The organism is Candidatus Eisenbacteria bacterium (assembly GCA_035577985.1).
Lineage (GTDB): Bacteria > Desulfobacterota > Binatia > DP-6 > DP-6 > DATJZY01.
In genome coordinates, this window is the sequence record DATJZY010000154.1 from 20747 (window position 1) to 46861 (window position 26115).

At 70.5% G+C, this 26115-nt stretch carries 32 protein-coding genes; 10 read left to right on the plus strand and 22 right to left on the minus strand.

Annotated elements, in window-relative coordinates; translation table 11 throughout:
- Positions 1 to 73: 73 nt before the first annotated feature.
- The 18 genes from VMS22_22400 to VMS22_22485 form a co-directional block, all read right to left on the minus strand.
- Positions 74 to 355 (minus strand): HPr family phosphocarrier protein, encoded by a 282-nt coding sequence (locus VMS22_22400; protein HXJ36797.1) that lies wholly within the window; start codon positions 353 to 355, stop codon positions 74 to 76.
- Entirely contained in the window at positions 352 to 756 is a 405-nt protein-coding gene (locus tag VMS22_22405) for a PTS fructose transporter subunit IIA (protein ID HXJ36798.1), read from the minus strand. The genes VMS22_22400 and VMS22_22405 overlap by 4 nt, the downstream gene beginning before the upstream one ends.
- A 53-nt stretch (positions 757 to 809) precedes the next feature.
- Positions 810 to 1673, minus strand: a complete 864-nt coding sequence (rapZ, locus tag VMS22_22410) for an RNase adapter RapZ (protein ID HXJ36799.1) — start codon at positions 1671 to 1673, stop codon at positions 810 to 812.
- On the minus strand, positions 1670 to 2611 hold the full coding sequence (gene hprK, locus VMS22_22415; GenBank protein HXJ36800.1) for an HPr(Ser) kinase/phosphatase: 942 nt from the start codon (positions 2609 to 2611) through the stop codon (positions 1670 to 1672). The genes rapZ and hprK overlap by 4 nt, the downstream gene beginning before the upstream one ends.
- Positions 2608 to 3069 carry a PTS sugar transporter subunit IIA gene (locus tag VMS22_22420; GenBank protein ID HXJ36801.1) on the minus strand — a complete coding sequence of 154 codons (462 nt, stop codon included), beginning with the start codon at positions 3067 to 3069 and terminating at the stop codon, positions 2608 to 2610. The genes hprK and VMS22_22420 overlap by 4 nt, the downstream gene beginning before the upstream one ends.
- A gap of 7 nt (positions 3070 to 3076) precedes the next feature.
- Positions 3077 to 3616, minus strand: coding sequence for a ribosome-associated translation inhibitor RaiA (gene raiA / locus VMS22_22425; protein ID HXJ36802.1), 540 nt, complete (start codon positions 3614 to 3616; stop codon positions 3077 to 3079).
- 37 nt (positions 3617 to 3653) lie between these two features.
- Entirely contained in the window at positions 3654 to 5132 is a 1479-nt protein-coding gene (gene rpoN / locus VMS22_22430) for an RNA polymerase factor sigma-54 (GenBank protein HXJ36803.1), read from the minus strand.
- 27 nt (positions 5133 to 5159) lie between these two features.
- A complete protein-coding gene (gene lptB, locus VMS22_22435; GenBank protein HXJ36804.1) occupies positions 5160 to 5891 on the minus strand; it encodes an LPS export ABC transporter ATP-binding protein in 732 nt (243 codons plus the stop codon).
- Positions 5892 to 5893: 2 nt separating this feature from the next.
- Positions 5894 to 6496, minus strand: a complete 603-nt coding sequence (locus tag VMS22_22440; GenBank protein HXJ36805.1) for an LptA/OstA family protein — start codon at positions 6494 to 6496, stop codon at positions 5894 to 5896.
- On the minus strand, positions 6480 to 7067 hold the full coding sequence (gene lptC / locus VMS22_22445) for an LPS export ABC transporter periplasmic protein LptC (protein HXJ36806.1): 588 nt from the start codon (positions 7065 to 7067) through the stop codon (positions 6480 to 6482). The genes VMS22_22440 and lptC overlap by 17 nt, the downstream gene beginning before the upstream one ends.
- Before the next feature lie 55 nt (positions 7068 to 7122).
- Positions 7123 to 8088, minus strand: a complete 966-nt coding sequence (locus VMS22_22450; GenBank protein HXJ36807.1) for a lysophospholipid acyltransferase family protein — start codon at positions 8086 to 8088, stop codon at positions 7123 to 7125.
- A 6-nt stretch (positions 8089 to 8094) separates the two neighbouring features.
- Positions 8095 to 9075, minus strand: coding sequence for a KpsF/GutQ family sugar-phosphate isomerase (locus VMS22_22455; GenBank protein ID HXJ36808.1), 981 nt, complete (start codon positions 9073 to 9075; stop codon positions 8095 to 8097).
- Positions 9072 to 9908, minus strand: a complete 837-nt coding sequence (kdsA, locus tag VMS22_22460) for a 3-deoxy-8-phosphooctulonate synthase (GenBank protein HXJ36809.1) — start codon at positions 9906 to 9908, stop codon at positions 9072 to 9074. The genes VMS22_22455 and kdsA overlap by 4 nt, the downstream gene beginning before the upstream one ends.
- A gap of 7 nt (positions 9909 to 9915) precedes the next feature.
- Positions 9916 to 11574, minus strand: coding sequence for a CTP synthase (locus tag VMS22_22465; GenBank protein ID HXJ36810.1), 1659 nt, complete (start codon positions 11572 to 11574; stop codon positions 9916 to 9918).
- A complete protein-coding gene (gene kdsB, locus VMS22_22470) occupies positions 11571 to 12341 on the minus strand; it encodes a 3-deoxy-manno-octulosonate cytidylyltransferase (GenBank protein HXJ36811.1) in 771 nt (256 codons plus the stop codon). Before kdsB ends, VMS22_22465 begins: the two co-directional genes overlap by 4 nt.
- 127 nt (positions 12342 to 12468) lie before the next feature.
- Positions 12469 to 12861: a hypothetical protein gene (locus tag VMS22_22475; protein HXJ36812.1), complete on the minus strand. Its 393-nt coding sequence runs from the start codon at positions 12859 to 12861 to the stop codon at positions 12469 to 12471.
- Complete coding sequence (locus VMS22_22480; GenBank protein ID HXJ36813.1) at positions 12858 to 13301, minus strand: hypothetical protein; 444 nt, start codon at positions 13299 to 13301, stop codon at positions 12858 to 12860. The genes VMS22_22475 and VMS22_22480 overlap by 4 nt, the downstream gene beginning before the upstream one ends.
- Positions 13302 to 13340: 39 nt before the next feature.
- The gene (locus VMS22_22485) at positions 13341 to 14564 is read right to left on the minus strand and encodes a glycosyltransferase family 39 protein (protein ID HXJ36814.1); all 1224 of its coding nucleotides are present in this window, start codon (positions 14562 to 14564) and stop codon (positions 13341 to 13343) included.
- Between the two features lie 94 nt (positions 14565 to 14658).
- On the opposite strand from VMS22_22485, the gene VMS22_22490 reads away from it, so the two are divergent.
- From VMS22_22490 to VMS22_22505, 4 genes are all read left to right on the plus strand, one after another.
- Positions 14659 to 15861, plus strand: coding sequence for an acyl-CoA dehydrogenase family protein (locus VMS22_22490; protein HXJ36815.1), 1203 nt, complete (start codon positions 14659 to 14661; stop codon positions 15859 to 15861).
- Entirely contained in the window at positions 15858 to 16997 is a 1140-nt protein-coding gene (locus VMS22_22495) for an acyl-CoA dehydrogenase family protein (GenBank protein ID HXJ36816.1), read from the plus strand. The genes VMS22_22490 and VMS22_22495 overlap by 4 nt, the downstream gene beginning before the upstream one ends.
- Before the next feature lie 80 nt (positions 16998 to 17077).
- Complete coding sequence (locus VMS22_22500; protein ID HXJ36817.1) at positions 17078 to 17554, plus strand: hypothetical protein; 477 nt, start codon at positions 17078 to 17080, stop codon at positions 17552 to 17554.
- A 5-nt stretch (positions 17555 to 17559) separates the two neighbouring features.
- Positions 17560 to 18054 (plus strand): TlpA disulfide reductase family protein, encoded by a 495-nt coding sequence (locus tag VMS22_22505; protein HXJ36818.1) that lies wholly within the window; start codon positions 17560 to 17562, stop codon positions 18052 to 18054.
- Here VMS22_22505 and VMS22_22510 read toward each other — a convergent pair.
- Both VMS22_22510 and VMS22_22515 read right to left on the minus strand, forming a co-directional pair.
- The gene (locus VMS22_22510) at positions 18048 to 18992 is read right to left on the minus strand and encodes a hypothetical protein (GenBank protein HXJ36819.1); all 945 of its coding nucleotides are present in this window, start codon (positions 18990 to 18992) and stop codon (positions 18048 to 18050) included. The genes VMS22_22505 and VMS22_22510 overlap by 7 nt on opposite strands.
- Positions 18989 to 20032, minus strand: coding sequence for a class I SAM-dependent methyltransferase (locus tag VMS22_22515; protein ID HXJ36820.1), 1044 nt, complete (start codon positions 20030 to 20032; stop codon positions 18989 to 18991). Before VMS22_22515 ends, VMS22_22510 begins: the two co-directional genes overlap by 4 nt.
- Positions 20033 to 20114: 82 nt before the next feature.
- Between VMS22_22515 and VMS22_22520 the strand changes: the two genes are divergently transcribed.
- Complete coding sequence (locus VMS22_22520; protein HXJ36821.1) at positions 20115 to 20633, plus strand: YbhB/YbcL family Raf kinase inhibitor-like protein; 519 nt, start codon at positions 20115 to 20117, stop codon at positions 20631 to 20633.
- Positions 20634 to 20850: 217 nt separating this feature from the next.
- Here VMS22_22520 and VMS22_22525 read toward each other — a convergent pair whose 3' ends face one another.
- Positions 20851 to 20994, minus strand: a complete 144-nt coding sequence (locus VMS22_22525; GenBank protein ID HXJ36822.1) for a hypothetical protein — start codon at positions 20992 to 20994, stop codon at positions 20851 to 20853.
- Between the two features lie 295 nt (positions 20995 to 21289).
- On the opposite strand from VMS22_22525, the gene VMS22_22530 reads away from it, so the two are divergent.
- The 4 genes from VMS22_22530 (at position 21290) to VMS22_22545 (ending at position 24332) form a co-directional block, all read left to right on the plus strand.
- The gene (locus VMS22_22530) at positions 21290 to 22468 is read left to right on the plus strand and encodes a transporter (protein HXJ36823.1); all 1179 of its coding nucleotides are present in this window, start codon (positions 21290 to 21292) and stop codon (positions 22466 to 22468) included.
- The gene (locus tag VMS22_22535; GenBank protein ID HXJ36824.1) at positions 22465 to 22875 is read left to right on the plus strand and encodes an OB-fold domain-containing protein; all 411 of its coding nucleotides are present in this window, start codon (positions 22465 to 22467) and stop codon (positions 22873 to 22875) included. Before VMS22_22530 ends, VMS22_22535 begins: the two co-directional genes overlap by 4 nt.
- A complete protein-coding gene (locus VMS22_22540) occupies positions 22872 to 23510 on the plus strand; it encodes a YqiA/YcfP family alpha/beta fold hydrolase (protein HXJ36825.1) in 639 nt (212 codons plus the stop codon). Before VMS22_22535 ends, VMS22_22540 begins: the two co-directional genes overlap by 4 nt.
- Before the next feature lie 87 nt (positions 23511 to 23597).
- Positions 23598 to 24332, plus strand: a complete 735-nt coding sequence (locus VMS22_22545; GenBank protein ID HXJ36826.1) for a hypothetical protein — start codon at positions 23598 to 23600, stop codon at positions 24330 to 24332.
- 157 nt (positions 24333 to 24489) lie between these two features.
- Here the strand turns inward: VMS22_22545 and VMS22_22550 are convergent, their stop codons facing one another.
- A complete protein-coding gene (locus tag VMS22_22550; protein ID HXJ36827.1) occupies positions 24490 to 25233 on the minus strand; it encodes an SDR family NAD(P)-dependent oxidoreductase in 744 nt (247 codons plus the stop codon).
- Positions 25234 to 25287: 54 nt separating this feature from the next.
- Here VMS22_22550 and VMS22_22555 point away from each other — a divergent pair, with 54 nt between their 5' ends.
- The gene (locus VMS22_22555; protein HXJ36828.1) at positions 25288 to 26115 is read left to right on the plus strand and encodes a MaoC/PaaZ C-terminal domain-containing protein; all 828 of its coding nucleotides are present in this window, start codon (positions 25288 to 25290) and stop codon (positions 26113 to 26115) included.

The window sequence follows — 26115 nt, forward strand, 5'->3', positions numbered from 1 at the left end:
CGGCGCGCGGACGCCCGCCTCGCATTCCGCATGGCCGGCGCCGTCGGCATCGCCGCGCGCCGGGCCGCCGCGGTCACTCCGGCTCGTTGAAGCGGCTCGCCACCAGCGCGCTGATCGCGTCGATCGCGGCGCGGGCCTGCGGCCCCTTCGTCTCGACGTCGATCGTGCTGCCCTTCTCGGCGGCGAGCATCATGATCCCCATGATGCTGAGCCCGTTCACCGTCTGCCCGTCCTTCGACACCGTCACCTCGGCGTCGAAGCGCTTCGCTTCCTGCACGAGCAGCACTGCCGCGCGTGCGTGGAGACCCAGCCGGTTCACGATCTCGAGCGTCGCGGTGCAGATCTCCTCGCTCACGGGCGCCCCGGGCCCGCCGCGGTCGCCCACACGATGTGCTCCTGCCCGTAGCGCGTGAGGAGCTCCGCGAGGCGGCGCGCGTCCGCGTTGCCGCGCGCGGTCGTCGCCTTGATCAGCATCGGCATGTTGACGCCGGCCACGACCTCCGCCCCCGTCTCGCGCGCGACGGCGAGCGACAGGTTCGTCTGCGTGTCGCCGAGCATGTCCGTCATGATGACGACGCCGCCGCTGCGCCGCACGCGCTCGACCGCCGCGCGGATGTGGATGCGGATCTCCTCGGGTCGCTCGACGATCGACGTCGTCACGGCTTCGAACGCTTCGATCGGACCGACCACGCTCTCGAGCGTCGCCAGCGCTTCCTCGCCGATCCGGCCGTGTCCCACCACGACGATCCCGACCATGCGTCCCGCTCCTTACTCGACGCCCTCCACGCCAGCAAGCTCGCGCCAGCGCGTCATCGGTCGATGTCGCGATGCCGCACGAGCACGCGGGCGCCCGTGCCCGCGAGCCGCCGTCTCAGCTCTTCCACCAAGACGACGGAGCGATGCCGACCGCCGGTGCACCCGACCGCGATCGTGAGGTAGCTCTTGCCCTCGCGTCGATAGTGCGGGAGCGAGAACGCGAGCAGGTCCACCACGTGCCGCAGGTACTCCTGCGCGTCGTCACGCCCGAGGACCCAGTCGGCGACCGGTTGGTCGAGCCCCGTCTTCGGCCGCAGCTCGTCCACGAAGAACGGGTTCGGAAGGAAGCGACAGTCGAAGGCGAGGTCGGCGTCGGTCGGCAGGCCGTACTTGTAACCGAACGAGACGAGCGACACCGTGAGATCGCGCGTATCGGCGCGCGCGAGCATGTCACGGAAGGCGGCGCGGAGTTCGTGCACCGTGAACGCGCTCGTGTCGACGATCCGATCGGCGACCTCCCGCACCTCGCGCAGCGCGTCGCGCTCCCGGCGGATCCCGTCCTCCACGGCGCCGCCGACGGCGGCCGGGTGCGGCCGGCGGGTCTCGCTGAAGCGACGGACCAAGACCTCGTCGCTCGCTTCGAGATAGATGACCTCGAGGCGGACGCCCGCGCGCCGCAGCTCGTCGAAGGCGGTCTGGAAGCCCTCGAGGAAGCGCCGCTCGCGCGCGTCGATACCGAGCGCCACCCGATGCACCTCCTCTCGCGACGCCTCCCACAGCTCGATGAAGCGCGGCACGAGCGCGACCGGCAGGTTGTCGACGCAGTAGAACCCGAGGTCCTCGAGGACACGCAGCGCCGTGCTCTTGCCCGATCCCGACAGGCCGGTCACGACGACGGCCAGGAGCGGCTCGCTCATCCGGCCTTCCGCTTCGCCCCACCACCCGCGGCCTTGTCGATCCGGGCCGCGAACTCGACTGCGCTGTGCCGGCCACGCGCGCGCAGGATCCGCTCGCGGGCCGCGGTCTCGATCAGCATCGCCATGCTGCGACCCGGCACGACGGGGATGCGCACGAGCGGGAGCGGTACGTCGAGCAGCGTATGGATCGTGTCGACCAGCCCCAGGCGATCGGCGTCGTCGCTCCAGTCGATGAGCTCGACGACGAGATCCAGTTGGCGCTCGTCGAGGGTCGCGAGCGTGCCGAAGAGCGCCTCGACGTCGATCACGCCCAGGCCGCGGATCTCCATGTGGTGCTTCAGCAGGGTCGCCGCGCGGCCGCGCAGGACGGTCGGCGAGATACGCCGTACGAGCACGGCGTCGTCCGCGACCAGGCGGTGACCGCGCGACACGAGGTCGAGCGCCGACTCGCTCTTCCCGATGCCGCTGCGACCGAGGATCAGGATCCCGAGCCCGTGCACCTCGACGAGGTCGGCGTGCATGGTCGTCTCGGGGGCCAGCCGATCCTCGAGCCATGCCGTCACCTGGCGGATGAAGTCGGCCGTGCGGAGCCCCGACACGATCACCGCGACGCCCATCGCGCCCGCCACCTCCGCGAGCAACGACGGCGCCGGCGTACCGTTGGTCACGGCGAAGCACGCGACTCCCGAGCCGACGATGGTCTCGACCCGCTCGTGCGCGAGCGGTGCCGGCAGCGTCTCGAGGAAGCCGACTTCGCTGTTCCCCAGCACCTGCAAGCGATCGGGGTGGAGCTGCGGGAGGTAGCCCGCCAGCGCGAGGCCCGGCTGCTGCACGCGCGGTACCGTGATCACGCGTGCGGTGCCCGTCTCTCCTGTGACGAGCCGGAGCGCCAGGCGCTCGCCCAGGGTCTCCAGCAGCTCGCCGACGGTGACGATCAATACCGCGCGTCCTCGTCCCGGATGATGGTCCAGAGGGCGTTGGCGTCGGGGGCGGCGAGCAGGCGGGCGCGGAAGTCGGCGTCCTTCAGGAGGCGCGAAATGCGCGCCAGCGCCTTCAAGTGGGCGCCAGCGGAATCCTCGGGTGCGACCAGGAGGAAGAACAGGTGCGTGGGTTTGCCGTCGAGCGACTGGAAGTCGACGCCGGTCTTGCTGCGGCCGAAAGCCGCGAACACGCGCCGGATGCCGGGGAGCTTCCCGTGGGGAATGGCGACGCAGTCGCCGAGCGCAGTGCTGTTGAGCCGCTCGCGCTCCTCGAGCGCGCCCACCAGCTTCGCCCGCTCGATCTCGGGGTTGCGGCTCGCCACGGCGGAGGCGAGCTCCACCAGCACGTCGGCTTTCGTGCGCGCCGCGAGGTCGGGGAGCACGAGCGACTCGGCGAGGATGTCTTCGATCTTCATGGGCTGATCAACGTCCCTCCGGTTCGATCAGCCCGTAGTTACCGTCTTTCCGGCGATAAAGCACGGCCAAGGTCTGGGAGGCGGCATTGGTGAAGACGAGGAACTCGTCCCCGGTCCGAGCGAGGGTCTCGAGCGCTTCGTCGACCCCCATCGGCTTGGCCGACACGCGGCGCGGGATGACCCGGGGTCGGCTCGCGGCCCCGCGCGACGGGGCCGCGTCTTCGGCGACCTGCGTGCGCACGGCGGCCGATGGTCCCTTGTGCTCCTTGCGCTTGGCGCGGAGCTTCTGCGCCTGGTGCTCGAGCTTCTCGACGGCGAGATCGATCGCGGCGTAGAGATCCGTCGTCTCCTCCTTGGCGAACATCGTCACGTGGTCCGCCTGGAGCGTGACCTCGGCCGCGTGCCGCTCTTTGGCGACGGACAGGATCACGTGCGCGTCGACGGGCCGGCGGAGGTACTTCTTCACCATCCGCTCGAGCTTCTCTTCGGCGTGGGCGCGAAGCGCGGGTGTCGGGTTCACGTGCCGGAAGGTGACGTTGATCTGCATGAAGCCTCCCCAGGCCCCACCCCGACCCTCGCGGTGCTCAGTACACGGCTTTCCGCTTCGACGAGGGCAGGATGCCCATCAGCTCGCGATACTTCGCCACCGTGCGCCGTGCGATGTCAATCTGCTCCTTGGCGAGCATCTCGGCGATGTGCTGGTCCGAGAACGGCTTCTTGCCGTCCTCTGCGGCGATGATCGTCCGGATCTTGTCCTTCACGCTCTCGGCCGAGACCTCTTCGCCGTGACCGCTGCGGAGACTCGACGTGAAGAAGTACTTGAGCTCGAACGTCCCCTGGGGCGTGTGCACGTACTTCCCGGCCGTCGCGCGGCTGACTGTCGACTCGTGCATGCCGATGTCGTTCGCCACGTCCTTCAGCACGAGCGGGCGCAGAAAGGCGACGCCCTTCTCGAGGAACTCCATCTGGAACTTCACGATGCTCGACGTCACCATGTAGAGCGTGCGCTGGCGCTGGTGGATCGACTTGATGAGCCACGCCGCGGCCCGCATCTTCTCCTGGATGTAGCCGCGGGCCTCGCTCGAGCCGCCCTGTCCCAGCATCTGCCGGTAGAACGACGAGACGCGCAGGCGCGGCAGCCCGTCCTCGTTGAGCGTGACGACCCACTCCTCGCCCACCTTGTGCACGTAGACGTCGGGGGTGACGTAGCGGGTCTCCCCGTCGCCGAAGTCGCGCCCCGGCTTCGGCTCGAGCACGCTGATGATCTTGGTCGCCTCGGAGATCTGATCGACGGTGACGGCGAGCTCGCGGGCGAGCCGATCGAAGCGGCGGCTCTCGAGCATCGGCAGGTGGTCGCGGACGATCCGGGCCGGCAACGAGTCGTCGTCGCACCCGAGCTGACGGAGCTGCAGGAGCAGGCACTCCGGCAGGTCGCGAGCGGCCACCCCCGGCGGATCGAACTGCTGGATCCGCCCGAGGACCCGCTCCACGAGCGCCGTGTCGGGCCACACGTTGGCGAGGAATCCGACCTCGTCGGCCGAGATGGTGAGGTAGCCGTCCTGATCGAGGCTCCCGATGATGAGCGCGCCGATCTCCTTTTCCGCGTCGCTCATGTCGGACAAGCGGAGCTGCCACATCAAGTGATCGGGCAGCAGGGTGCGCTTCACGAGGATGTTCTCGATCGCGGGACGGCGGTCGTCGTCGTCGTCGGAGCTCGCCCCCGGCCCCATCGAGCCGTGCATGTCGTTGGAGTAGTTCTCGGCGAACTCCCGCCAGTCGATCTGATCGATGCTGGACGCCTGCTCGACCTCGGCGGTGCCGTCGGCCGGCGCCTCGTCGCCGGCCTTGAGACCGTCGACGGTCGGGACCTCGTACTCACCCTCGGGCGTCTTGTCCTCGAGGTTCTCCTCGAGGACGGGGTTTTCGATGAGCTCCTGGTCGACGAGCGTCTCGAGTTCGGCGCGCGACACCTGCAGGATCTTGATGGCCTGCCGGAGCTGCGGCGTCATCACGAGCTGCTGCGTGAGCCGCTGCTGCAGGACGATGCGGGCGTCGTTGGCCATCAGACGTTCAGAGCGGGAAGGGAGCGGTCACAGACGGAACTTCTCGCCCAGGTAGATCTCGCGGGCCCGTTGGCTCGTCGCGATCTGCTCGGGGGTGCCCTCTTCGAGCACCGTTCCTTCATTCACGATGTACGCGCGATCGCAGATGCCGAGTGTTTCGCGCACGTTGTGATCCGTAATGAGTACTCCGATTCCCCGCTTCTTTAACTGAGACACGATGCCTTGAATGTCAACCACAGCGATGGGATCGATGCCCGCAAACGGTTCGTCGAGCAGCATGAACGAGGGCGAAATCACGAGCGCACGCGTGATCTCGAGGCGCCGGCGCTCGCCGCCCGACAGCGACTGCGCCTTCGACTTCGCGAGCTTGGCGATCCCCAGCTCGTCAAGAAGTTGACGCAAACGTTCCTCGCGTTCGACCGCCGTCAAGTCGAGCGTCTCGAGGATGGCGAGGAGGTTCTCCTCCACGCTGAGCTTGCGAAACACCGACGGCTCCTGCGGCAGGTACCCGATCCCACGACGCGCGCGCTGGTACATCGGCAGCGGCGTCACGTCGTCGCCGTTCAAATATACGCGTCCCGCGTCGGGCCGCGTGAGACCGACGATCATGTGGAAGCTCGTCGTCTTGCCGGCGCCGTTCGGACCGAGGAGCCCCACGATCTCGCCGGCGTGGACGTCGATCGTGATCGCATTGACCACACAACGCCCGACGAACGACTTGGTGAGTCCCTCGGCCCGGAGCAGCGCCCCGGTCGCCACGCTCACGGCGCGGGCCCCGGCTTGCCCCCGCCGTCCTTGGTCGGAATCAGCGTCGCCTTCACGCGCTTCGAGCCGCCCTCGACCACGCTGCGGTTCTGGTCGAGGTAGACCACCACCCGATCGCCGGACACCTCGTTCGGACCGTCGTGCATCACGGGATTCTCGGTGAGCACGAGCGTCCGGTTCGACTGGTCGAACGTGGCTTTGCCGCCGACCGCCCACCGCGCGCCCTGATCGATCCGCACGTTGCCGCTGGCCACGATCGACTGCACTTTCGACGTGCCGGCGTCGCCCAGATCGCTCGCGGCCTTGGCGGCCGACGCCTTCTTGTCGTCGTCGGACTTGGCGAGCGTGATCCGCAGCTCGTTGCTGCGGACCTTCACCTCGCCCTGCACCGCGAGGACGTCACCCCGATAGACGACCAGGCCGTCCTTGTACTGGTACTCGAGGTTGTCGGCCGTGATGGTGATCGGCTCCTTGGATCGCGTGTTTCCGAGCCCGAGAAATCCGCTCTGCGACGTGTCCTCGGCCGCCTCCGCACCGGCGACGCGGCTCGCCGCGAGCGCGACCAGCACGACGGCCAGCAGGTCACGAGTGCTCGGCATTGGCTTTCACCACCGTGTGGACCTCGCTCAACAGCCGCACCGTCCGCGGCGTCACCTCGACCTCGAGCCCCAGCCCCTGCACGTCGAGCGTCTTGCCGTGGATGGTGACGGCGCCCGGCGCGCTGATGCGGTCCTTCGCGTGGTCGTAGAACGCCTCGGCGGTGCGGAGCTCGAGATCGTCGATCACGAGCACGACGTCGCCTCGCAGCGTGACGCCCGCCAGCTCCTTGCCATCGAGCGTCAGCTGTCCCTCGTTGCCGACGAGCTGCGCGCGACGCGTACCGTCGTCGAGGAAGAAGGTCACCACGGGCTTGCGCACGACGACCTGGCCGTCGCTGTCGAAGTATTGTGCGTCCTCGGCTTGCACCTCCCAGACGGCCTTGCCGCTCTTCATCTTCACGCGGCGGAAGCTCTGGATGTGCTGGGCCACCTCGGGCACGAAATCGGCGCCGAGATCGGCGACGGTGCGCGGGCGGCGCGCCGTGACGTTCTGCCACGTCGCCACGGCGATTCCCGCGAGCGCGGCGGCCACGACGGTGAGCAGCGCCGCCCGTAACCGTGACCTCCGCATGGGCGTGACTCCGGCGAATCGCTACCACGCACCCCGGAGGGAGTAAAGGCGACGATCACGCGTCCGCGGACAGCTCGTCGACGCTCGTCTCGCCATCGGGCTGCCGTCGCCAGCGCTCGTGCCACCACACCCACTCGGCGGGTGATTCCCGGATCGCGTCCTCGATCGATCGCGTGAAGCGCGCGGTGAGATCCATCACCTTGCCGGTGCCAGGTCGGATCGGCACGCGCTCGAACCGGATCACGTGGCGACCCGAGGGGCGGCGGTGGATGAACACGGTGACGACGGGCGCCTTCGTGCGCAGCGCGAGGATCGCCGCGCCGGGCGGCGTATGCGCCGGGCGTCCGAAGAACGGCACGAACACGCCTCCGCCCCGGCTATCCTGGTCGATCAGCATGGCGACGATGCGGTTGCGCCCGAGCGCTTCGCGCACGTTGGCGAGGAAGCGCGGATCGTCGCGGAGCAGGATCTCCATGCCGGCGCCGCCCCGGAACCGCCGCACGAGCGCGTCGAACCGCTCGTCGTTCACCCGGCGCGCGACGACGGAGAGCCCGTAGCCGAGCGATGCAATGCGCGCAGCGAGGAGCTCCCAGTTCCCGACGTGTCCGGTGATCGCGAGGCAGCCGCGCCCGCCGGCAAGGGCCTCGTCGAGGAGCTCGCGGCGCTCGATCTGCACGTACTCCGCGTCGCGCGCGAGGCGCGGCCAGAGCGCCAGCTCCGCGTACGATTGCCCCGCGTGCCGGAAGGTCGCGCGCACGAGGGCGACGCGCTCGCGTTCGCCCAGCTCCGGAAAGGCGAGCGCGACGTGCTCGCGCGCGAGCCGGCGCGGCTTCCCCAACAGGCCGTGTGCGGCGCTGCCGAGCGCGCGCCCGAGCCCGAGGGCTATCGGAGCCGGCAGGAGCCCCACGGTCCGCGCGACGAGGTAGATCCCGCGTGCGAGCACGGCGTTGCGCGGCCCGCGCGTGGCGCGCCGCATGCGCCGCCAGAGCGTCTTCTTCCGTTTCGGCGCCGGAACCGCCACGCGTGCCTACACGATCCCGGCGCGGAGCAGGTCGTGCAGGTGGATCACGCCGAGGGGTTTGCGCGAGCCGTCCCCGAGCACGACGAGCGCGGTGATCTTGTGGCGCTCCATCACGGCGAGCGCCTGCCCGCCGATCGCCGAGCCCGCGATCGTCTTCGGCGTGCGCGTCATCAGGTCGCGCGCCGTGAGCGTGCGGATGTCGGCCGCGCGCTCGAGGCCGCGGCGCAGATCGCCGTCGGTCACGATCCCGGCCAGGCCGCCGGCGGCATCGACGACCGCGGTGATGCCGAGCCGCTTCGTCGTCATCTCGACGAGCACGTCCTTCAGCGATGCGGTCTCGGCCACGACCGGCATCTCCTCGCCGCTGTGCATGAGGTCGTCGACGCGGACGAGCTTGCGGCCGAGGGCGCCGCCCGGGTGCAGGAGCGCGAAATCCTCCGCGGTGAAGCCGCGCTCCTCGACGAGGGACGCGGCGAGCGCGTCGCCGAGCGCCATCATCGTGGTCGTGCTCGCCATGGGCGCGAGGCCCAGCGGGCAGCCCTCGTCGGTGACACTGACGTCGAGCATCACGTCGGCGGCGCGCGCGAGCGACGAGGTGGCGCTGCCGGTCATGGCGATGAGCGGCACGTCGAAGCGACGGATGACGGGCAGGAGCTGCAACACTTCGGTCTCGCCACTGTACGAGATGGCGAGGACGACGTCGCCGCGCGCCAGCGTGCCGGCGTCGCCGTGACTGCCCTCGGCGGCATGGAGGAACACGGCCGACGACCCGGTCGACGCGAGCGTGGCGGCGATCTTGCGCCCGACGATGCCGGCCTTGCCGATGCCGGTGACGACGATCTTGCCGCGGCAGGCGAGCAGCAGGTCGAGCGCCCGCGTGAACGACGCGTCGAGGCGATCGCGCAGGCCGGCGAGCGCACGCACCTCGATGTCGAGCACGCGGCGCGCGCGGTTCGTGCGATCCTCCGATGGGCGTCGCGCGCTCACGCGCGCTCCCGGCGCACGCGGTCGATCGCGACGAGCTGCGCCCACAGTGCCGGCACGTCGGCGAGCGGTACGCTGGTCGCGCCGTCCGATAGCGCCCGCGTCGGATCCTCGTGCACCTCCATGAAGACGGCATCGCAGCCCGCCGCGACGGCGGCGCGTGCGAGCGGCGCCACGAAACGGCGATCCCCGCCCGACTGCGTGCCCTGGCCCCCGGGCTGCTGCACGCTGTGCGTGGCGTCGTAGACGACCGGACACCCCGTCTCGGCGAGGACGGCGAGCGAGCGCAGGTCGGAGACGAGGTCGTTGTAGCCGAACGCGAAGCCGCGCTCGGTGACCAGGAGCTGCGTGTTGCCGGTCGAGCGCGCCTTCTCGACCACGCGCCCCATCTCGGCCGGCGACAGGAACTGTCCCTTCTTCAGGTTGACGGGTCTTCCCGCCGCGGCGACGGCGACGACGAAATCGGTCTGGCGGCACAGGAAGGCGGGCGTCTGCAGCACGTCGACCACCGCCGCGACGGCACGGATCTGGCTCGCCTCGTGGACGTCGGTCAGCACCGGCAGCGCCGTCGCGCGCCGGACGTCGTCGAGGATGCGGAGTCCCTCGTCCATGCCGACGCCGCGGAAGCCGCCGATCGAGGTGCGGTTGGCCTTGTCGAAGGACGATTTGTAGACGAGCCCCACGCCCGTCTTCTCGGCGAGCGTGGCGAGCGCATCGGCGTGGCGAAGCGCGGCGTCGCGCGATTCGATCACGCACGGCCCGGCGATGAGCGCGAGCGGCGCACCGCCGCCGATCGTGATCGAGCCGACGCGTACCGCGGTGGCGGGCGCGTGCACCGGCCTCCTAACCCTTCACGACCTTGAGCTTGCTCTTCGCCGCCGGGCGGCGCTGCGCGCTCTGCTGCATGGCCGCCTTGATGAAGCCCTTGAAGAGCGGATGGCAGTCCATGGGCCGCGACCGGAACTCGGGATGGAACTGGCTCGCGATGAACCACGGGTGGTTCGGCAGCTCGATCACCTCGACCAGCCGCCCGTCGGGCGACACGCCCGAGCACACGAGCCCGCCGGTCTCGAGCTGGTCGCGATAGGCGTTGTTGAACTCGTAGCGATGGCGGTGGCGCTCGCCGATGTTCTTGCGGCCGTAGAGGCGCCGCGCGAGCGTCCCGTCCTTCAAGAAGCACGGATACGACCCGAGCCGCATGGTGCCGCCCTTGTTGGTGACGTCCTTCTGGTCGTCCATCAGGTGGATGACCGGGTGTGGCGACGCCGGATCGATCTCGGTCGAGTTCGCACGCTCGAGCCCGCACACGTGCCGCGCGAACTCGATCACGGCCATCTGCATGCCGAAGCAGATGCCGAGGAACGGGATCTCGTGCTCGCGCGCGTAGCGCACCGCCGCGATCTTGCCCTCGGTGCCACGCGGCCCGAAGCCCATGGGCACGAGGATGCCGTCGGCGGTCTTGACGCTCTCGGGAATACCCTCCTTCTCGATCGACTCGGAGTCGACGTAGATCGTCTCGACCTTGCACTCGTTGGCGATCCCGCCGTGCGTGAGCGCCTCGTTGAGGCTCTTGTAGGAGTCGGTGAGGTCGACGTACTTGCCGACCATCGCGATCCGCACCGTGCCCTTGGGGTTCTTGATCGCCGAGACGATGCGACGCCAGCGGGTGAGATTCGGCGAACCGGTGAACGTGTTCAGGCGCTCCACGATGCGCTCGTCGAGACCCTCGGCGTGGAAGACGAGCGGCACCTCGTAGATGGTGCTGACGTCGGGCGCGCTGATCACGCGGCTCTCGTCGACGTTGCAGAAGAGTGCGATCTTCTGCTTCACCTTCTTTTCGAGCGGCTGCGCGGCGCGGCAGAGCAGGATATCGGGCTGGATGCCGAAGCCGGTCAGCTCCTTCACCGAGTGCTGCGTCGGCTTGGTCTTGAGCTCGCTCGCCGACACGATGTACGGCACGAGGGTCAGGTGGATGTAGAGCGTGTTCTGGCGGCCGAGCTCCCAGCCGAGCTGCCGGATCGCTTCGATGAACGGCAGGCTCTCGATGTCGCCGACGGTCCCGCCGACCTCGGTGATGCAGACGTTGAAACCTTCCGCCGCCTCGCGGATGCGCCGCTTGATCTCGTCGGTGATGTGCGGGATCACCTGCACGGTGCCGCCGAGGTAGTCGCCGCGCCGCTCCTTGGTGATGACGGTGTCGTAGACCTGGCCGGTCGTGAAGCTGTTCTTGCGCGTCGCGCGCGTCGAGACGTAGCGCTCGTAGTGGCCGAGGTCGAGGTCCGTCTCGGCGCCGTCGTCGGTGACGTACACCTCGCCGTGCTGGAACGGGCTCATCGTTCCCGGGTCGACGTTGATGTAGGGGTCGGCTTTCAGGATCGTGACGGTGAGCCCGCGCGCTTCGAGCAGCGCGCCGATCGACGCGGAGGCCACGCCCTTGCCGAGCGAGGACACCACGCCGCCCGTCACGAAGATGAACTTGGTTTTCGTCGCCTCCTTCGTCATGCCGACCCTCCCCCGTTCGTCTGACCACGAAACGCTCGACGTGCGAGCTCCAAGTCCTCGGGCGTGTCCACCTCTATCAGAGGGGCTGCGGCACGCCACTCGACGACCCCGATGGCGATCCCGTGCTCGAGCGCCCGCAGCTGCTCCAGCCGCTCGCGCTCCTCGAGCGGGGACGGTGCGAGCCCGGCGAGGCGCATCAGCACCTCGCGCCGGTACGCGTACATGCCGATGTGCCGCCAGCCGAGAGGCTCGCCCGCCGCCCGCGTCCCGTCGCGGTCGAACGGGATCGGCGCCCGCGAGAAGTAGAGCGCGCGGCCGTCGCCTCCGACGACCACCTTCACGACGTGCGGCGAGCCGAATGCTGCGGCGTCGTGGATCGGCGTTGCGAGCGTCGCCATGGGGAGGTCGCGCTCGGCCGACATCCGCGCCGCGAGCAGCTCGACCATGGCCGGGTCGAGCAGCGGCAGGTCGCCCTGGACGTTGATCACGACATCGGCCGCGAGCCCTGCCGCGACTTCCGCCAGCCGGTCCGTCCCGGACGGGTGATCGCCGCGGGTCATCACCACGTCGCTGCCGGTCGCGCGCACGGCGTCGCGGATGCGCTCGTCGTCGGTCGCCACGATCACGCCCGCGAGGCCGCGCGCCCGTCGCGTCCGCTCGGCGACGTGGCAGATCATGGGTCGATCGCCGATGAGGGCGAGCGCCTTCCCCGGCAAGCGGGTCGAGCGGTAACGCGCGGGAATGATGGCGACGGTGGCGGCAGGCATACTCAGCTTTGCAGCCGAGCACCGTAGATCGACCTACGTCTCGTGCCGCGCGCGCGGCATCTGGATGAAAACTGCGCTCCCCGGCCCCGGCTACGAAGGGCGACTATAGGAGTCGCTCCGAGGGGCGTCAATTCGAAGGCCCGCTATCGCCGGTTCGCATCCACGCCATCGCGAAGAGGACGGCGAGCGCGAGGTCGATCAGCGCCGTCGGGAGCATCCCGGCAGCGGTGCGGCCGATCGTGACGAGCACGACGACCGCGAGACCGTAGCCGAGCTTCTCCATGATCGACGGGATCATCATGTCGCGATGGCGGACAGGATCGCGTGCCACGAGCAGGAACAGCACTTGGAACGCGAGCGCGACCCCCGCGAAGCCGTAGAAGAACTCCGGATGCGTCACCGGCGGCGGGAAGACCTGGCCGAGATATCCCTCGACGAAGTACATCGGGAGCAGGCACACGATCCCGTAGATGCCCGCAGCCCCGAACACGCGCCGCGCGAATCGTGCGCCGTCGCTCATGCGCTTCTCCTTCGGTGCGCCCGCGTGCGCGATCGGGTCCGGCGTCCCCGGGCGCGCTCGCGTCGCGGCGTCGGCTCGACGCCGATGCGCGGATCGTCGGCGAGCGCGAGCGCGGCGAGGCGCCGCGCGTCGTCCTCGAACGAGTCGCCGCTCGCCGCGAGGTAGAGCCACTTGCCGAGCACCGGATGCGGGCGGAGCGCCGCCACGGTCCTGCGGAGCGACGCGTGGTGCTCCTTCGCGGTCGCGACCAGCACGCCGTCCCAGTGAGCCCTGCCCTCGGCGAGGGCGAGCTTCAGCCGCCCATGGAGATAGCAGGACAGGCACCCGAACGTCCTGCGCGTGACGAACGACTCGTCGGCGGTGATGTCCTCGACCAGCTCGCCGTACCGGTGGCGTAGCAGCCGCTCGAGGGAACGCACGTCGTCGCCGGCGGCAGCCACGCCTCCGCCATGCCGCGGCCGGCGAGCCAGCTCAAGGGCTCACAGGTAGTGCTGGAACTGGCGCACCATCCGGCCGACGTAGCCGCTCGGCCGGTGGTAGCGCGTGTGCAGCATCGTGCCCGACGCGATCCCGACCCAGAGCACGAGCGCCGCGTACGCGATCCGGCGCTGCGGCCGCCCGAGCCGCGCGACCATCGTGTCGAGCACGTGGGCGACGGCGAGCGTCGCGTACGGCAGGAGGTCGAACTGCCAGTACGCGTGATAGCGCGCGCTCGAGGGGAAGCCGGCGAGCGGAACGAACCCGGCGAGACCCAGGAGCGCGACGAGACGTGCGCGGGGCGAGAAGGTCCGGCCGCGCCACCAGTCGGCGAGGAGGCTGCCCGCGACCACCACCTGCGCGATCAGCACGGGCTCGGTGAAGTAGCGCCGGTTGTAGTCGACGATCTTTCCGACGAGCTGCCACCAGTGGTACTGGCCATGGAGGCGGAGGCGGAAGCGGGCCGCCCTGCCGAGCTCGAGCAGGCCGACCGCGCTGCTGGTCCACGCGGCGACGGCGGCGCCGAGGAGCGGGCCCACGACGAGCGCCGCGATCGCGACCGTGAGGAACGCGCGTCCCTCGCCGCCTCGCCACCGCCGAAGCGCGTCGCCGGCCATCACCAGGAGCGCGAGCAGGATCGGCCAGTCGATCAGCGTGCCGGCCGCGACGAGAAGGAACGTCGCGGTGGGGAACCCGTGTCCGCCGCGCTCAGCCCAGCGCCAGTACATGACCACCGCCCCCACCATGAACGGAAGGACGAAGGGCTCGAAGTTCACGAGCTTGCCGAAGAACGAGCTCATCGGCACGACGACGAAGACGAACGCCGCGACGAGCCCCGGCGGTCCCGGGTAGCAGGCGCGCAGGATCGCGAAGACGATCAGCGCCGTCGCCAGGTGAAAGAGCGCCGCGAGCGATCGCGCGACCAGCGGCGAGTCGGCGCCGAGCAGGCGGAACCATCCCGCGAGCAGCAACCCGAGCCCCGGCGGATGGTGCCCGTACGGCACCATGCGGCCGTCGCGCGCGTCGTAGAAGAAGTCGCGCCCGCCCGTCACCGCGAGGCCGCGCACGAGATGCGTGCGCGCATACGACGAGTATCGCCGCCCGTTGTCGTCGTGGAGATAGCGCCACGGGTCGCCGACGTGGAGCGACAGCAACGCGACGAGCAGCCCCAGCGCCAGCGCGATCGTCCGTCCCGACAGCCCCGTGCTCCTCGTCCGCTCCGGCACGGCTCGCCCAGTACCAAGCGGCACGCGCGCGGTCGACCCGCGCGCACCGGCCGCACGTGACAGCGCGACGGCCCACGTGCTAGCGACCGGGGTCATGGATCTCACGGATTCCCCCGAGCACGTCGCGTTCCGCAAGGAAGTGCGTGCGTGGCTCAAGAAGCACGTCCCCGCCTGGCGCAAGGATCGCTCGGGCGATTCGCTCGAGTACGACGACCCCAGGCGCATCGAGCGAGCCAAGGAGTGGCAGCGCAAGCTCTACCACGCCGGCTACGTCGCGATGGGCTGGCCGAAGGAATACGGCGGCCAGGGCGCCGACGTGATGCAGCAGACGATCGTCAACGAGGAGCTGACGCGCGCGAGCGCGCCGACGCTGATCGGCATGATGGGTCTGCAGATGGTCGGTCCGACCCTCGTCATGCACGGCACCGAGGAGCAGAAGCGCACCTACCTGCCGAAGATCCTCGGCGCCGACGAGCTGTGGTGCCAGGGCTACTCGGAGCCGGGCTCGGGCTCGGATCTGGCCTCGCTCAAGACGCGCGCCGCGCTCGAGGGCGACCACTTCGTCGTGAACGGCCAGAAGATCTGGACGTCGGGCGCCCAGTACGCCGATCGCATGTTCTGCCTCGTCCGCACCGACCCCGAAGCGCCGAAGCACAAGGGCATCTCGTACATCCTGATCGACATGAAGTCGCCCGGCATCACGGTGCGCCCGCTCGTCCAGATGACGGGCGACCGTGGCTTCAACGAGGTGTTCTTCGAGGACGTCCGCGTGCCGCGCACGAACCTCGTGGGCAAGCTCAACGACGGCTGGACGGTCGCCAATTCGACGCTGTTCCACGAGCGCAACATGCTCGCCTCGACGACGCGCACGCAGATCCTGTTCGACAACCTCGTCCGCCGCGCGCGAGCCGAGAAGCGCGGCGGCCGGGCGGCGACGAAGGACCCGATCGTGCGCCAGCGGCTGGCCGACCTCGCCATCCGGGTCGAGACGATGAGGCTCGAGGGCTACCGGCAGCTCACGGACGCGCTGCGCAAGCGGCCGCCCGGCATCAACGCGTCGGTGAACAAGCTCGTCACCTGCGAGCTGAACCACCAGATCGACCGCGCCGCGCTCGAGATCATGGGCGAGGCGGGCTGGCTCACCAAGAAGGATCCGCACGTCCGCGACGCCGGCATCTGGCCGACCGACTACATGTTCGCGCTCGGGCTCATCATCGGCGGCGGCACCGCCCAGATCCAGAAGAACATCATCGCCGAGCGTGGCCTCGGCCTGCCGCGCGAGGCGCGCCCCTCATGATCGACTTCGGCCTCTCCGAAGACCAGGAGGCGCTGCAACGCGCGGCCCGCGAGTTCCTGGCCGCCGAGTGCCCGCCCGCGCTCGCGCGTGCGAACGCGGTCGACGGCGACGGCATCCCGCGCGCGCTCTACAAGAAGATGGCCGAGCTCGGCTGGATGGGCCTCGCGGTCCCCGAGAAGCTGGGCGGCCTCGGACTCGCGACGCTCGACCTCGTGCTGGTGCTGGAGGAGATCGGGCGCGCGGTCGTGCCCGGGCCGTTCCTGCCGACGCAGCTCGTGATCGCCGCGCTCTTGAAGGCCGGTACCGCCGAGCAGCGCGCGCACTGGCTGCCGCGCTTCCTCGCCGCCGACGCCTTCGGCACCTTCGCGCTCGCCGAGGGCGACCAGGCGGTCGAGCCGGCCGGCGTGCAGGTGAGCGCGAAGAAGACGAAGGCCGGGTGGGTCTTGAATGGCACCAAGCTCTTCGTCCAGGACGCGCCGGGCGCCGACGTGCTCCTGGTCGCGGCGAGGACGAAGGCGGGGAACAAGGAAGCCGGCGTGTCGCTCTTCCTCGTCGAGCGCGGCACGAAAGGCCTCCGCGTCCGCCCGCAGGACGGCTTCGACCTCACGCGACGGATCGGCGAGGTCACGTTGAAGAATGCGTTCGTGCCGAAATCGGCGCTGGTCGGGCCCGAGGGCAAGGCCTGGCCGATCGTCGCGCGCCTCATCGACCTCGCCTGCATCGGGATCGCCGCCGACAGCCTCGGCGGCGCCTGGCGGACCATCGAGATGGCGGTCGAGTACGCGAAGATGCGCGAGCAGTTCGGCCGCAAGATCGGCTCGTTCCAGGCGCTCAAGCACATCGCCGCCGAGATGGTGGCGGACGTGGAGCCCTCGCGTTCGCTGCTCTGGTACGCGGCCTACGCCTACGACGCGCGACCGGCGAAGGAATCGTCGTGCGCGGCCGCGATGGCGAAGGCCGCGCTCGGCGACATCTACAGCCGCACGGCGCGGCGGGCGGTCGAGATGCACGGCGGCATCGGCTTCACGTGGGAGTTCGACCTGCACCTGTGGTTCAAGCGGGCGCACGTGAACGAGGTCGCCTACGGGGACCCCGTCTTCCACCGCGAGCGGGTCGCGGCGCTCGAAGGGTTCTGAGTTGTAACGGCCGACGGCCCGCGGCATCTCTCGGGCAGCCCGGGCACGGAGCCCGGCCACCGTTCATCAGGGAGGCCGCCATGACGATCCGCGCTACCCGTCTCTCGCTGGCCCTGCTGCTCGCGCTCGGCGCGATCCCCGCGTTCGCCGAGCACGAGGGCGATCACGCCCAACACGGCACACAGACCGTGACGCTCGACGGCAACGACGTGCGGCCCTCCACGACGAACCTCGCCCACGGCGACGTCGTGTCGTTCGTCAACTACTCGGTGCACCCGATCAAGGTCGTGTTCACGGACCCGGCCGATCTGAAGGAGAAGATCCACTGTGGTCTCGTGAAGGGTGCGGGCGGCGCCGCCGCCGATTCGCCTCCGTGGGCGCTCTTCACCTGGGAGAACGACAAGCTGGTCGGCACCCTGCCGCCCGGTCGCTTCGCGAGCGTCTGCTCGCTCGAGCCGGGAGCCTACGCGTTCACCGCGATGATCGTGGGCGGCGACCACAAGGGCGCCGGACCGGGCAGCATCCTTCCCGCCAAGGGTCAGATCGTAGTGAAATAGCTCCCGTGCTCGCTCTTGCCGCGGCGTTCGCGCTGGCCGCGGGCGCCGCGGAACCGCCGGCGCCCGTCGCAGCTCCGTCCCCGTCGGCGGTGCTCGAGCTGCGCGTCGTGCGACGAGACGGCACCGCGACGACCCTGCGCGAGGTGGCCGCGGGGGCGCCGACCGTCCTCGCGTTCTGGGCGACCTACTGCCCGCCGTGCCGCGCCGAGGTTCCGGCGCTGAATCGCGCCGCCGCGAAGTGGCGCGAGCGAGGTCTGCGCGTCGTCGGCGTCGCCCTCGAGACCGACGCCAAGCGCGTCGCAGAGGCCCGCGACGCCTGGGGCATGGAGTACGACACCGTGCGCCTCGCCGCGGGCGAAGAGTCGCGCGCCGAAGCGCTCTTCCCCCGGGGCCTCCCGACCTCGGCGCTGGTGGCGCGCGGCGCCCTCACGTGGCACGAGCGGTTCCTCACCGCCGAGGCGCTCGAGCGGCTCGTGCCGCCTTTGCTCGGCGATCAGTAGCGGCATTCGTCCACCGCGGCGACAAGCTCCTGCGGCATGTCGCCCTTCGCGGCGCGCATTTCCAAGGCGTGATACTCGTCGGCCGTGAAGCGACGCCGGATGGCGTCGATCGAGCACCGGCAACGGCCCTCGTCGAGGTTCCTGGTGCAGGCGGTGATGAAGTTCTTTACGACCTCCTGCGGGTACGCCTCGACCTGGCCGTAGAGCGGCACCGTCTTGAACGGCGAGTGCGCGAAGCCGACCGCGGTGTCGAGCCCGAGGGCGCGCACGGCGAGCGCCGGCGAGAAGGCGAGGAGAAAGAGCCCCAGCACGACCACCGATGAGACGCCCGCACGCCCGACCACCCCGCGCGGAAGCCAGCGCTCGAACCGGGACTGGCCGGCCGCCGGCATGAGAATCGCCGTGAGCAGCCCGACGAACACGGTGATCCCGAGCACGTCGAGGAGCTGGACCTGTCCCGGCGTTCCGGCGAAGAGCGTCAGCGGCCAGGGCGGCGCGTTCTGGTAGACGATCACCTGGCGCGGCACGAAGGTCACGGGGACGGCGAGCGTGAAGAGCACGGCCCCGACGAGCGCGCCGCCGAGGAACCCGGCGGGCGCCGACGTGCCGCCGAGCCGGCGCGCGATCCACCGCCCGGCGTACGCCATCATCGGAAAGCACCACGGGTACGCGAACACGCACGCCCACGACTGGGCCGGCGAGAGCCCCCATCCCATGGCCGCCGGCAGCAGCATGAACTGATCGCTGTAGAGCGCCGTGAGTCCCCAGTTGGCGATCGGATCGCCCACGATCGCGACCGCGAGGCCGCCGACGAACAGGCAGCCGAGGACGCCCAGCGTTCCCGTGAAGAGGAGCTGGCTCAGCACGCGCCAGCCGACGATGGCGAACACGACGACCGCCTCGACCTCGAAGCCCTGGATGATCTGCGCCGCCGTCACCGCTTCACGCCGACCTGGATCCCGAGCCCCGGCAGCCTCATGAGTCGGATCGGCTTCTTCGCGGTGAGGCCCGCGTCGCGCTGCCAGCTCGCCATCTCCTCGAACGACCAGGTGCCCGACTCGCTCACCAGCGCGAAGTAGAGGTCCATCAAGGCGGCACCCTGCCCGCTGGCCGTTGGCGACGGCGGGCGGATGATGTCGAAGATGACGACGTGGCCTCCGGGGCGCAGCGCGCCCGCTGCGCGGCGCACGAGGTCGCGGCACACCTCCGCCCTGAAGAGGTGCACGACCTGCGAGAACAGCACCACGTCATAGACGCTCGTGCCGAAGTCGTCGGTGATCGCGTTGCCGACCCGATGCACGACGCGATCGCCGATCCTCTCCTCGGCGAGGAGCGGCGCGGCCTCGGCGACCGCTTCCGGAAGATCCAGCACCGTCGCGCGCAGCGCCGGGTACTGGCGGCAGAACGCGACCGAATAGAGCCCGTGGGAACCGCCGACGTCGAGCAGGGCCGTCGCGCCCTTCGGCACGGGCGTGCGCTGGATCACCTCCGCCGCCGACGTGCGCGCGAGCGCGCGCATGCCGCGCTGGTAGATGCCCCACTGCTCCTTCGACATGCGCGCGTGCATGTCGACCGGCGCGCCCGTGCGGACGAATCGCTCCAGCTCGCCGAGCCACTCCCAGTCGACGAAGCGCAGCAGGATGACGTCGCGCAGCGACTGCGGGCTCGAGGCGAGGAGCCACTTGCGCGCGAGCGCGGTCAGCGCGTAGCGCGTCCCGGCGAGCTCGACGTAGCCCGACGCGGCGAGCGCGCCGAGGAGCTTCGTCGTGCCGCGCGCGTCGGTTCCGCACCGTTGGGCGATTTCCGGGGCTTCGAGCGGTCCCTCTTCGAGCGCATCGAAGAGCCCGATCCGCACGGCGACCATCACGGTCCGTGCGAAGATGAACGTCGCCCACGAGTCGACGAACGGCGTCGGCACCACGCCGCTCACGAGACCGAGCCGTTCCATGAAGCTCTCTCCGATCGCGCCGACGCGCATCGCCGTCGCCTGATCGCCGGCCCGGGCGTCGCTGTCAAACGGTCGGGGTTGAGCGCGGCCGCAGTCGGGCTATGCTCGCGCCATGTCGGTGCGCGGCGTGGCTGCGGGCGCCCTCGTCCTCGTCGCGGGGAGTTCCGCCACGGCGGCGACGTTCACCCTCACGAGCGGCGCCTTTGCGGCGGGGGCGACCATCCCGCGCGAGCACACGTGCGACGGCAAGGACGCCTCGCCGCCGCTCGCCTGGCGTGACCCGCCCGCCGGCACCAAGGCCTTCGCGCTCGTGGTCGACGACCCCGACGCGCCCGCCGGCACCTGGGTCCATTGGGTCCTCTACGACCTGCCGGCGACGGCGACGTCGCTGCCGGCGGGCGTCGCGCCGGGCGACGCCACGATCGGCACGCAGGGCAAGAACGACTTCCGACGTGCGGGCCACGGGGGCCCGTGCCCGCCCCCCGGTCCGCCGCACCACTATCACTTCACGCTCTACGCCCTGGACGCGCCCACCGGCCTCGCCCCGGGCGCGACCAAGGCGGACGTGCTGCGCGCGATCGCCGGGCACACGCTCGGCAAGGCCGAGCTGGTCGGAACGTACGGGCGCTAGGAGCAATCGAGCCAAGACTCCGTCTTGGCTCGGGGGTAGGGCGCGAGGGCGTCGCCGCCCGTGGCCCGCGCGACCGACATGCCGCGGCCGGCGGAGCCGGCGCGGCACACGAGGTACGCATGACGAACGCGGCCGCTGATCGACGCTCGCGCAGGCTCGGACGCGACATCCCGGCGGTCCGACTCCCCGACCGGGGACGTAGTCTTGGCCGCTACCCCTAGCCGAGGTCGCCCGTCTCGGCGGGTGGCAGCAGCTCGTCGACCGCGACGCTGACGTCCGGCAGTGCGGCGAGCGCGATCCGCTCCCCGCGCCGGGCGATGCGGATCGAAGCAATGCTGCTGGTCGACGTAGCCGCGCGCACCGACCGCCTTCGTCACCGCCCGCGCCACCAGTCGCACCCCGTTCGCATGCCACAAGTTCTCCGGCGCCATCGCCACCACCACACCCTCGAGCAGCTCGACACGATCGTCGGGCTCGAGCACGCCCTGATCCACGAGCGCGAAGTACTCCTCGACGGTGTAGCGCGCGGGGGATGCAGGGGCCGCTGGGGCGGGCTCCGTCATGCGCGCGACGCTAACGCCGGCTCCGCCGAACCGCAATGCCTGGAGATGGAGTACCGATTGCCCACACCCGCTCCGATCCGGCATATGCACCCGATGCCCGGCTTCGCGGATCGCACCGCCATCGTCGGCGTCGCCGAGACCGAGTACGTCCGCGGCGCCGACGAGCTGCCGGTCGAGATGATGCTGCGGGTCGCGCGCGAGGCGACGGCCGACGCGGGGCTCCGGCTCGCCGACATCGACGGCATCATCCCACCGTCGGGCTACACGACCGCCGAGGAGCTCGCCGCGAACCTCGGGATCCGGGACCTGCGCTACTCCGTCACCGTGCACATGGGCGGCGCGAGCCCGGTCGCGGCGCTCCAGAGCGCCGCGATGGCCGTCGACGCGGGGCTCGCGACGGCGGTGCTCGTCGTCGTCGGCTGGAACGGCTACTCGGCGTTCCGTCCGAAGCCCGGCGCGCGCACCCCCAAGCACGGCCTCACCGCGACGACGCTCGCCGACGTCGTCATGGACTTCTACATGCCGTACGGCGCGATGCTGCCGGTGCAGATGTACGCGTGGATCGCGACGCGCCACAAGCTGGAGTACGGCATCCCCGACGAGGCGACGGGTGCGATCGCGGTCGCGTGCCGCGCCCACGCGCAGCGCAACGCGCGCGCGCTCATGCACGGCAAGCCGCTCACGATGGAGCAGTACCTCGCCGCGCGCTGGGTGTCGGAGCCGTTCCGGCTCTACGACTGCTCGCTCGAGACCGACTGCGCGAACGCGATCGTGGTGACGAGCCGCGAGCGCGCGCGCGATCTCCGCCGTCCGCCGGTCGTGCTGATGGGCGCCGCCGAAGGGCATCCCATGCCTGCCGACGACATCCCGAACCGGCCCGACCCGTACCAGATCGGCCTCTCGTTCGCGGCGCCGAAGGCGTTCGCGATGGCGGGCATCCGCCCGCACGACGTCCACTTCCTGCAGATCTACGACTGCTTCACGTACGTGGCGCTCCTGCAGATCGAGGCGCTCGGCCTCTGCGCCCGGGGCGAATCGGCCGACTTCGTGCGCGACGGCCGGATCGAGCTCGGCGGCCGCTATCCTTTGAATACGCACGGCGGGCTCCTCTCGCAGGGGCACATGTGGGGGATGAACCACGTGATCGAGGCCGTGCGGCAGCTGCGCCACGAGGCCGGCCCGGCGCAGGTGCCGGACGCGACGCTCGGCCTCGTCACCGGCTGGGGCGACTTCGGCGACGGCAGCCTCGCGATCCTGCGGAGCGATCGATGACGTTCACGCCGCGCTTCACGCCGAATCCCGACGGCCTCAACGCCGAGTTCTACGCGCACCTCGCCGCGGGCGAGCTCCGCCTGCAGCGCTGCGACGGCTGTGGCGTGTGGCGCCACCCGCCGCGCATCATGTGCGGCCGCTGCGGCTCCGATCGCTGGCAGTGGGTGCGGACGTCGGGTCGTGGCGTGGTCTTCAGCTGGACCGTGACGCACCAGGGGCTCGTCCCACCCTTCATGGAGGACGTGCCGTACGCCGTCGTCGTGGTCGAGCTCGAGGAGGGACCGCGCATGGTGACGGCGGTGCGCGGCGTCGAGCCGCCGGCGCTCCGGCTGGGTCTCCCGGTCGAGCTCCGGATCGTCCGCGCCTCGGACGCGATCGGGCTCCACTACTTCGTGCCGCGCTCGTGACCCGCCTCGCCTATCTGCACGGCTTCGCCTCGGGTCCGGGCAGCACGAAGGCGCGGGTCTTCCGCGCCCGGCTGGCCGAGCGCGGCCATACGCTCGCGGTGCCGGATCTCGCGCCGGACTTCACGAACATGACGATCACCTCACAGCTCGCGATCGCCGACGCGCTGCTCGACGCCGGACCCACCATCCTCTTCGGCTCGAGCCTCGGCGGCTATCTCGCCGCGCTCGCGGCGGCGCGCCGTCCGGATCGGGTTCCGGCCCTCGTCCTCATGGCGCCCGCCTTCGGCTTCGCCGCGCGATGGGAGCACAGCGTCGGCGAGGCCGCGATGGCGAAGTGGCGCGCGCGCGGTACGGCGCCCGTGTTCCACTACGGGCGCGATCGCGAGGAGCCGCTCTCGATCGCGCTCCTCGACGACGCCCGGCGCTACCCCGAGGAGCCCGATCCGACCTGCCCGGCCCTCGTCCTGCACGGCCGGCGGGACGACGCCGTGCCGCTCGAGGCCGCCGAGCGCTTCGTCGCGCGCCGCGGGGCGCTACGCCGTCTCGTCGTGTACGAGTCGGGGCACGAGCTCACCGACGTGCTGGATGCTCTATGGAGTGAGTCGCTCGAATTCCTGCGCGAACGCGGCATCTAGGAAGCCGACCCAAGACTCCGTCTTGGGTCGGTCTCCTAGCCACGGTTGACCGTCGCGTCGGCGGCGCGTAGCGCTTGAAGGGCGGCAATGCGGCACCTCGTGGTCGTCTTCCTCGTCCTCGTCGTAGCTCGCCCGCTCTGCGCCGCCGTACTGGGCGGCGGCCTCGTCGACACGGATTGCACGGTCGGATTCGAAGGGCTCTCGCCGACCGACGGCGCGAGCGGCGTCGTCTGCACCGACGGCGATCCGTCGTGCGACGCCGACGGCGTCGTCGACGGCACTTGCCGCTTCGACCTGCGCGTGTGCACGCGCCTCGCCTCGTCCGACTGCGACCCGCGTCCGATCTCGTCGATCGCCATCTCGGGGCTCGCGCTCGATGCGCCGCGCGCCGGAGGCGGGCCGCGCTGTGCGGCCACCGATTCGATCCTCGTCGACGCCGGTACCGCCGCCGGGGCGACGATGCTGGCGCGCGAGAGCTCCGATCTGAAGGACGTCGACTACCTCAACCTCTGCTGCCGCACCTCGCCCGCCCCCTACGACGCCGCCCGCTGCGCGCTAGCCATCTCCCCCGAGATCGCCGGCTGCCCGAGGACCGTGCCACCAAAATTCGACAAGCTGCTCGAAAAAGCTCGCGACGAGGTCGCCCGCACCACCGCCGATCCAACCCACGCAAAGTCCCACGCGAAGGGCGCAGCCCGAGCCCTCCGGCACATGAAGTCGATCGCCCGCAAGCTCGCGAAGTCCGATCAGTGCGGCGATGCCCTGGGCCTCGTAGTCACTCACGCCCAACAAACGCTGCACGCTGCGCCGACCGGGCACTAGCTGCGCGCCGACGTCGGTCCGCGAGGTCGGGGACGAGGCGGAGGCGCCTGCGGAGCGGCGCGACGAAATGTCAGCCGTTACCCAGCCGAGTGTTCTGTCGCGCGGCGGAGCCGAAGCCGAAGCCTCGTCCCCGACCTCGCGGACCGACCACGCCGCCTCAGTTCCGCTGCCCGGTCGGACGCACCAGCACGTCATGGACCTCGACGTGCGCCGGCTGCGAGAGGATCCACACGATCGCCCGCGCGACGTCGCCCGCCTCGAGCTGCTTCGTGTCGCGCGGCTGCGGCGTCGCGCCGGGGCCGACGAAGACGCCCGTGAACTCGGTGTCGACGTAGCCGGGCGAGACGCACGAGACGCGGATCGGGCTCTTCTTGGCGCGCAGCTCCTGTCGCAGACCCTCGGTGATCGCGCGCACGGCGAACTTCGTCGCCGCGTACACGGCCGAGTCGGGACCGGGAACGCGGTGACCCGCCATCGACGACACGTGGACGACGTGCCCGGCGACGCCGCGGCGCTCCATGTCCTGGATCGCCTCGCGGGTCGCGATGAGGAGACCCAGCACGTTCGTCTCGAGCATCTCGCGCCATGGCTCGCTCGGGGTCGCGGCGGCGATCGGCGCCCTGCGACCGAGGCCGGCGTTGTTCACGAGCGCGTCGACGCCGCCGAAACGCTCGCGCGCCGTCGCGACCAGGCGCACGACGTCCGCCTCGACGCGCATGTCCGTGCGGGCGACGGCGACCTGCGGCCCGATCTCGCGCGCGAGCGATTCGAGCCGATCGAGCCGCCGCGCGCCCATCGTCACGCGCGCGCCGGCCGCCGCCAGCGCCCGGACCACGGCGGCGCCGATGCCGCTCGAGGCCCCGGTCACGACCACGCTCCTGCCGTCGAGTGCACCTGCCATCCGCTCCGGTTACGTCCCCTTGACGTTGGCGGTCAAATGCGGTGACTTTCGCGGATGCCCATCGATCTGTCGTACATCGGCAAGAAGCTCGGCGGCGTGACGCAGAGCTGGGACCAGAAGGACGTCATGCTCTACGGGCTCGGCGTCGGCTGCGGGCGCGAAGAGCTCCAGTTCGTCTACGAGCGCGAGCTGAAGGTGCTCCCCACCTTCGCCGTCGTTCCCGCGTTCCCCGCCATGCTGAACCTCGGCGGCGCCATGCAGGTGAACCCGGCGATGGTGCTGCACGGCGAGCAGTCGATCGAGCTCACCGGGCCCATCCCGACCGAGGCCACCGTCACGACGACGCCGACCATCAAGGCCGTCTACGACAAGGTGAAGGGCGCGGTCGTGGTCGTCGCGACGGAATCCGTCGACGAGAAGGGCAAGGTGCTCTTCCGCGGGCAGTCCTCCATCTTCGTGCGCGGTGAGGGCGGCTTCGGCGGCGACCGCGGGCCGTCGGGCGCGCGCAACGTGCCGCCCGACCGCAAGCCCGACAAGTCGATCTCCTACAAGACGCTGCCGCAGCAGGCCCTCATCTACCGCCTGTCGGGCGACATGAACCCCCTCCACGCCGATCCCGACTTCGCGAAGATGGGCGGGTTCGACACGCCGATCCTGCATGGTCTCTGCACGTTCGGCCACGCGGGCCGCGCGGTACTGGCCGCCTACTGCGACAACGATCCGGCGCGCATGAAGACCTTCGAGGTGCGCTTCTCGGGCGTCGTCTTCCCCGGCGAGACGATCACCACCGACATGTGGGAGGTCGAGAAGGGGAAGATCGTCTTCACGGCCAGGACCGAGCGCGGCGAGTCGCTCTCGAGCGCGGCTGCCACCATCACCTGA

What these genes read in the sequence shown, in the direction of transcription:
- VMS22_22405 (HXJ36798.1), bottom strand. Translation starts at nt 756, where the DNA reads ATGGTCGGGATCGTCGTGGTGGGACACGGCCGGATCGGCGAGGAAGCG.
- rapZ (HXJ36799.1), bottom strand. Translation starts at nt 1,673, where the DNA reads ATGAGCGAGCCGCTCCTGGCCGTCGTCGTGACCGGCCTGTCGGGATCG.
- VMS22_22420 (HXJ36801.1), bottom strand. Translation starts at nt 3,069, where the DNA reads ATGAAGATCGAAGACATCCTCGCCGAGTCGCTCGTGCTCCCCGACCTC.
- raiA (HXJ36802.1), bottom strand. Translation starts at nt 3,616, where the DNA reads ATGCAGATCAACGTCACCTTCCGGCACGTGAACCCGACACCCGCGCTT.
- rpoN (HXJ36803.1), bottom strand. Translation starts at nt 5,132, where the DNA reads ATGGCCAACGACGCCCGCATCGTCCTGCAGCAGCGGCTCACGCAGCAG.
- VMS22_22440 (HXJ36805.1), bottom strand. Translation starts at nt 6,496, where the DNA reads ATGCCGAGCACTCGTGACCTGCTGGCCGTCGTGCTGGTCGCGCTCGCG.
- lptC (HXJ36806.1), bottom strand. Translation starts at nt 7,067, where the DNA reads ATGCGGAGGTCACGGTTACGGGCGGCGCTGCTCACCGTCGTGGCCGCC.
- VMS22_22465 (HXJ36810.1), bottom strand. Translation starts at nt 11,574, where the DNA reads ATGACGAAGGAGGCGACGAAAACCAAGTTCATCTTCGTGACGGGCGGC.
- kdsB (HXJ36811.1), bottom strand. Translation starts at nt 12,341, where the DNA reads ATGCCTGCCGCCACCGTCGCCATCATTCCCGCGCGTTACCGCTCGACC.
- VMS22_22475 (HXJ36812.1), bottom strand. Translation starts at nt 12,861, where the DNA reads ATGAGCGACGGCGCACGATTCGCGCGGCGCGTGTTCGGGGCTGCGGGC.
- VMS22_22490 (HXJ36815.1), top strand. Translation starts at nt 14,659, where the DNA reads ATGGATCTCACGGATTCCCCCGAGCACGTCGCGTTCCGCAAGGAAGTG.
- VMS22_22495 (HXJ36816.1), top strand. Translation starts at nt 15,858, where the DNA reads ATGATCGACTTCGGCCTCTCCGAAGACCAGGAGGCGCTGCAACGCGCG.
- VMS22_22500 (HXJ36817.1), top strand. Translation starts at nt 17,078, where the DNA reads ATGACGATCCGCGCTACCCGTCTCTCGCTGGCCCTGCTGCTCGCGCTC.
- VMS22_22515 (HXJ36820.1), bottom strand. Translation starts at nt 20,032, where the DNA reads ATGCGCGTCGGCGCGATCGGAGAGAGCTTCATGGAACGGCTCGGTCTC.
- VMS22_22520 (HXJ36821.1), top strand. Translation starts at nt 20,115, where the DNA reads ATGTCGGTGCGCGGCGTGGCTGCGGGCGCCCTCGTCCTCGTCGCGGGG.
- VMS22_22530 (HXJ36823.1), top strand. Translation starts at nt 21,290, where the DNA reads ATGCCCGGCTTCGCGGATCGCACCGCCATCGTCGGCGTCGCCGAGACC.
- VMS22_22535 (HXJ36824.1), top strand. Translation starts at nt 22,465, where the DNA reads ATGACGTTCACGCCGCGCTTCACGCCGAATCCCGACGGCCTCAACGCC.
- VMS22_22545 (HXJ36826.1), top strand. Translation starts at nt 23,598, where the DNA reads ATGCGGCACCTCGTGGTCGTCTTCCTCGTCCTCGTCGTAGCTCGCCCG.
- VMS22_22550 (HXJ36827.1), bottom strand. Translation starts at nt 25,233, where the DNA reads ATGGCAGGTGCACTCGACGGCAGGAGCGTGGTCGTGACCGGGGCCTCG.
- VMS22_22555 (HXJ36828.1), top strand. Translation starts at nt 25,288, where the DNA reads ATGCCCATCGATCTGTCGTACATCGGCAAGAAGCTCGGCGGCGTGACG.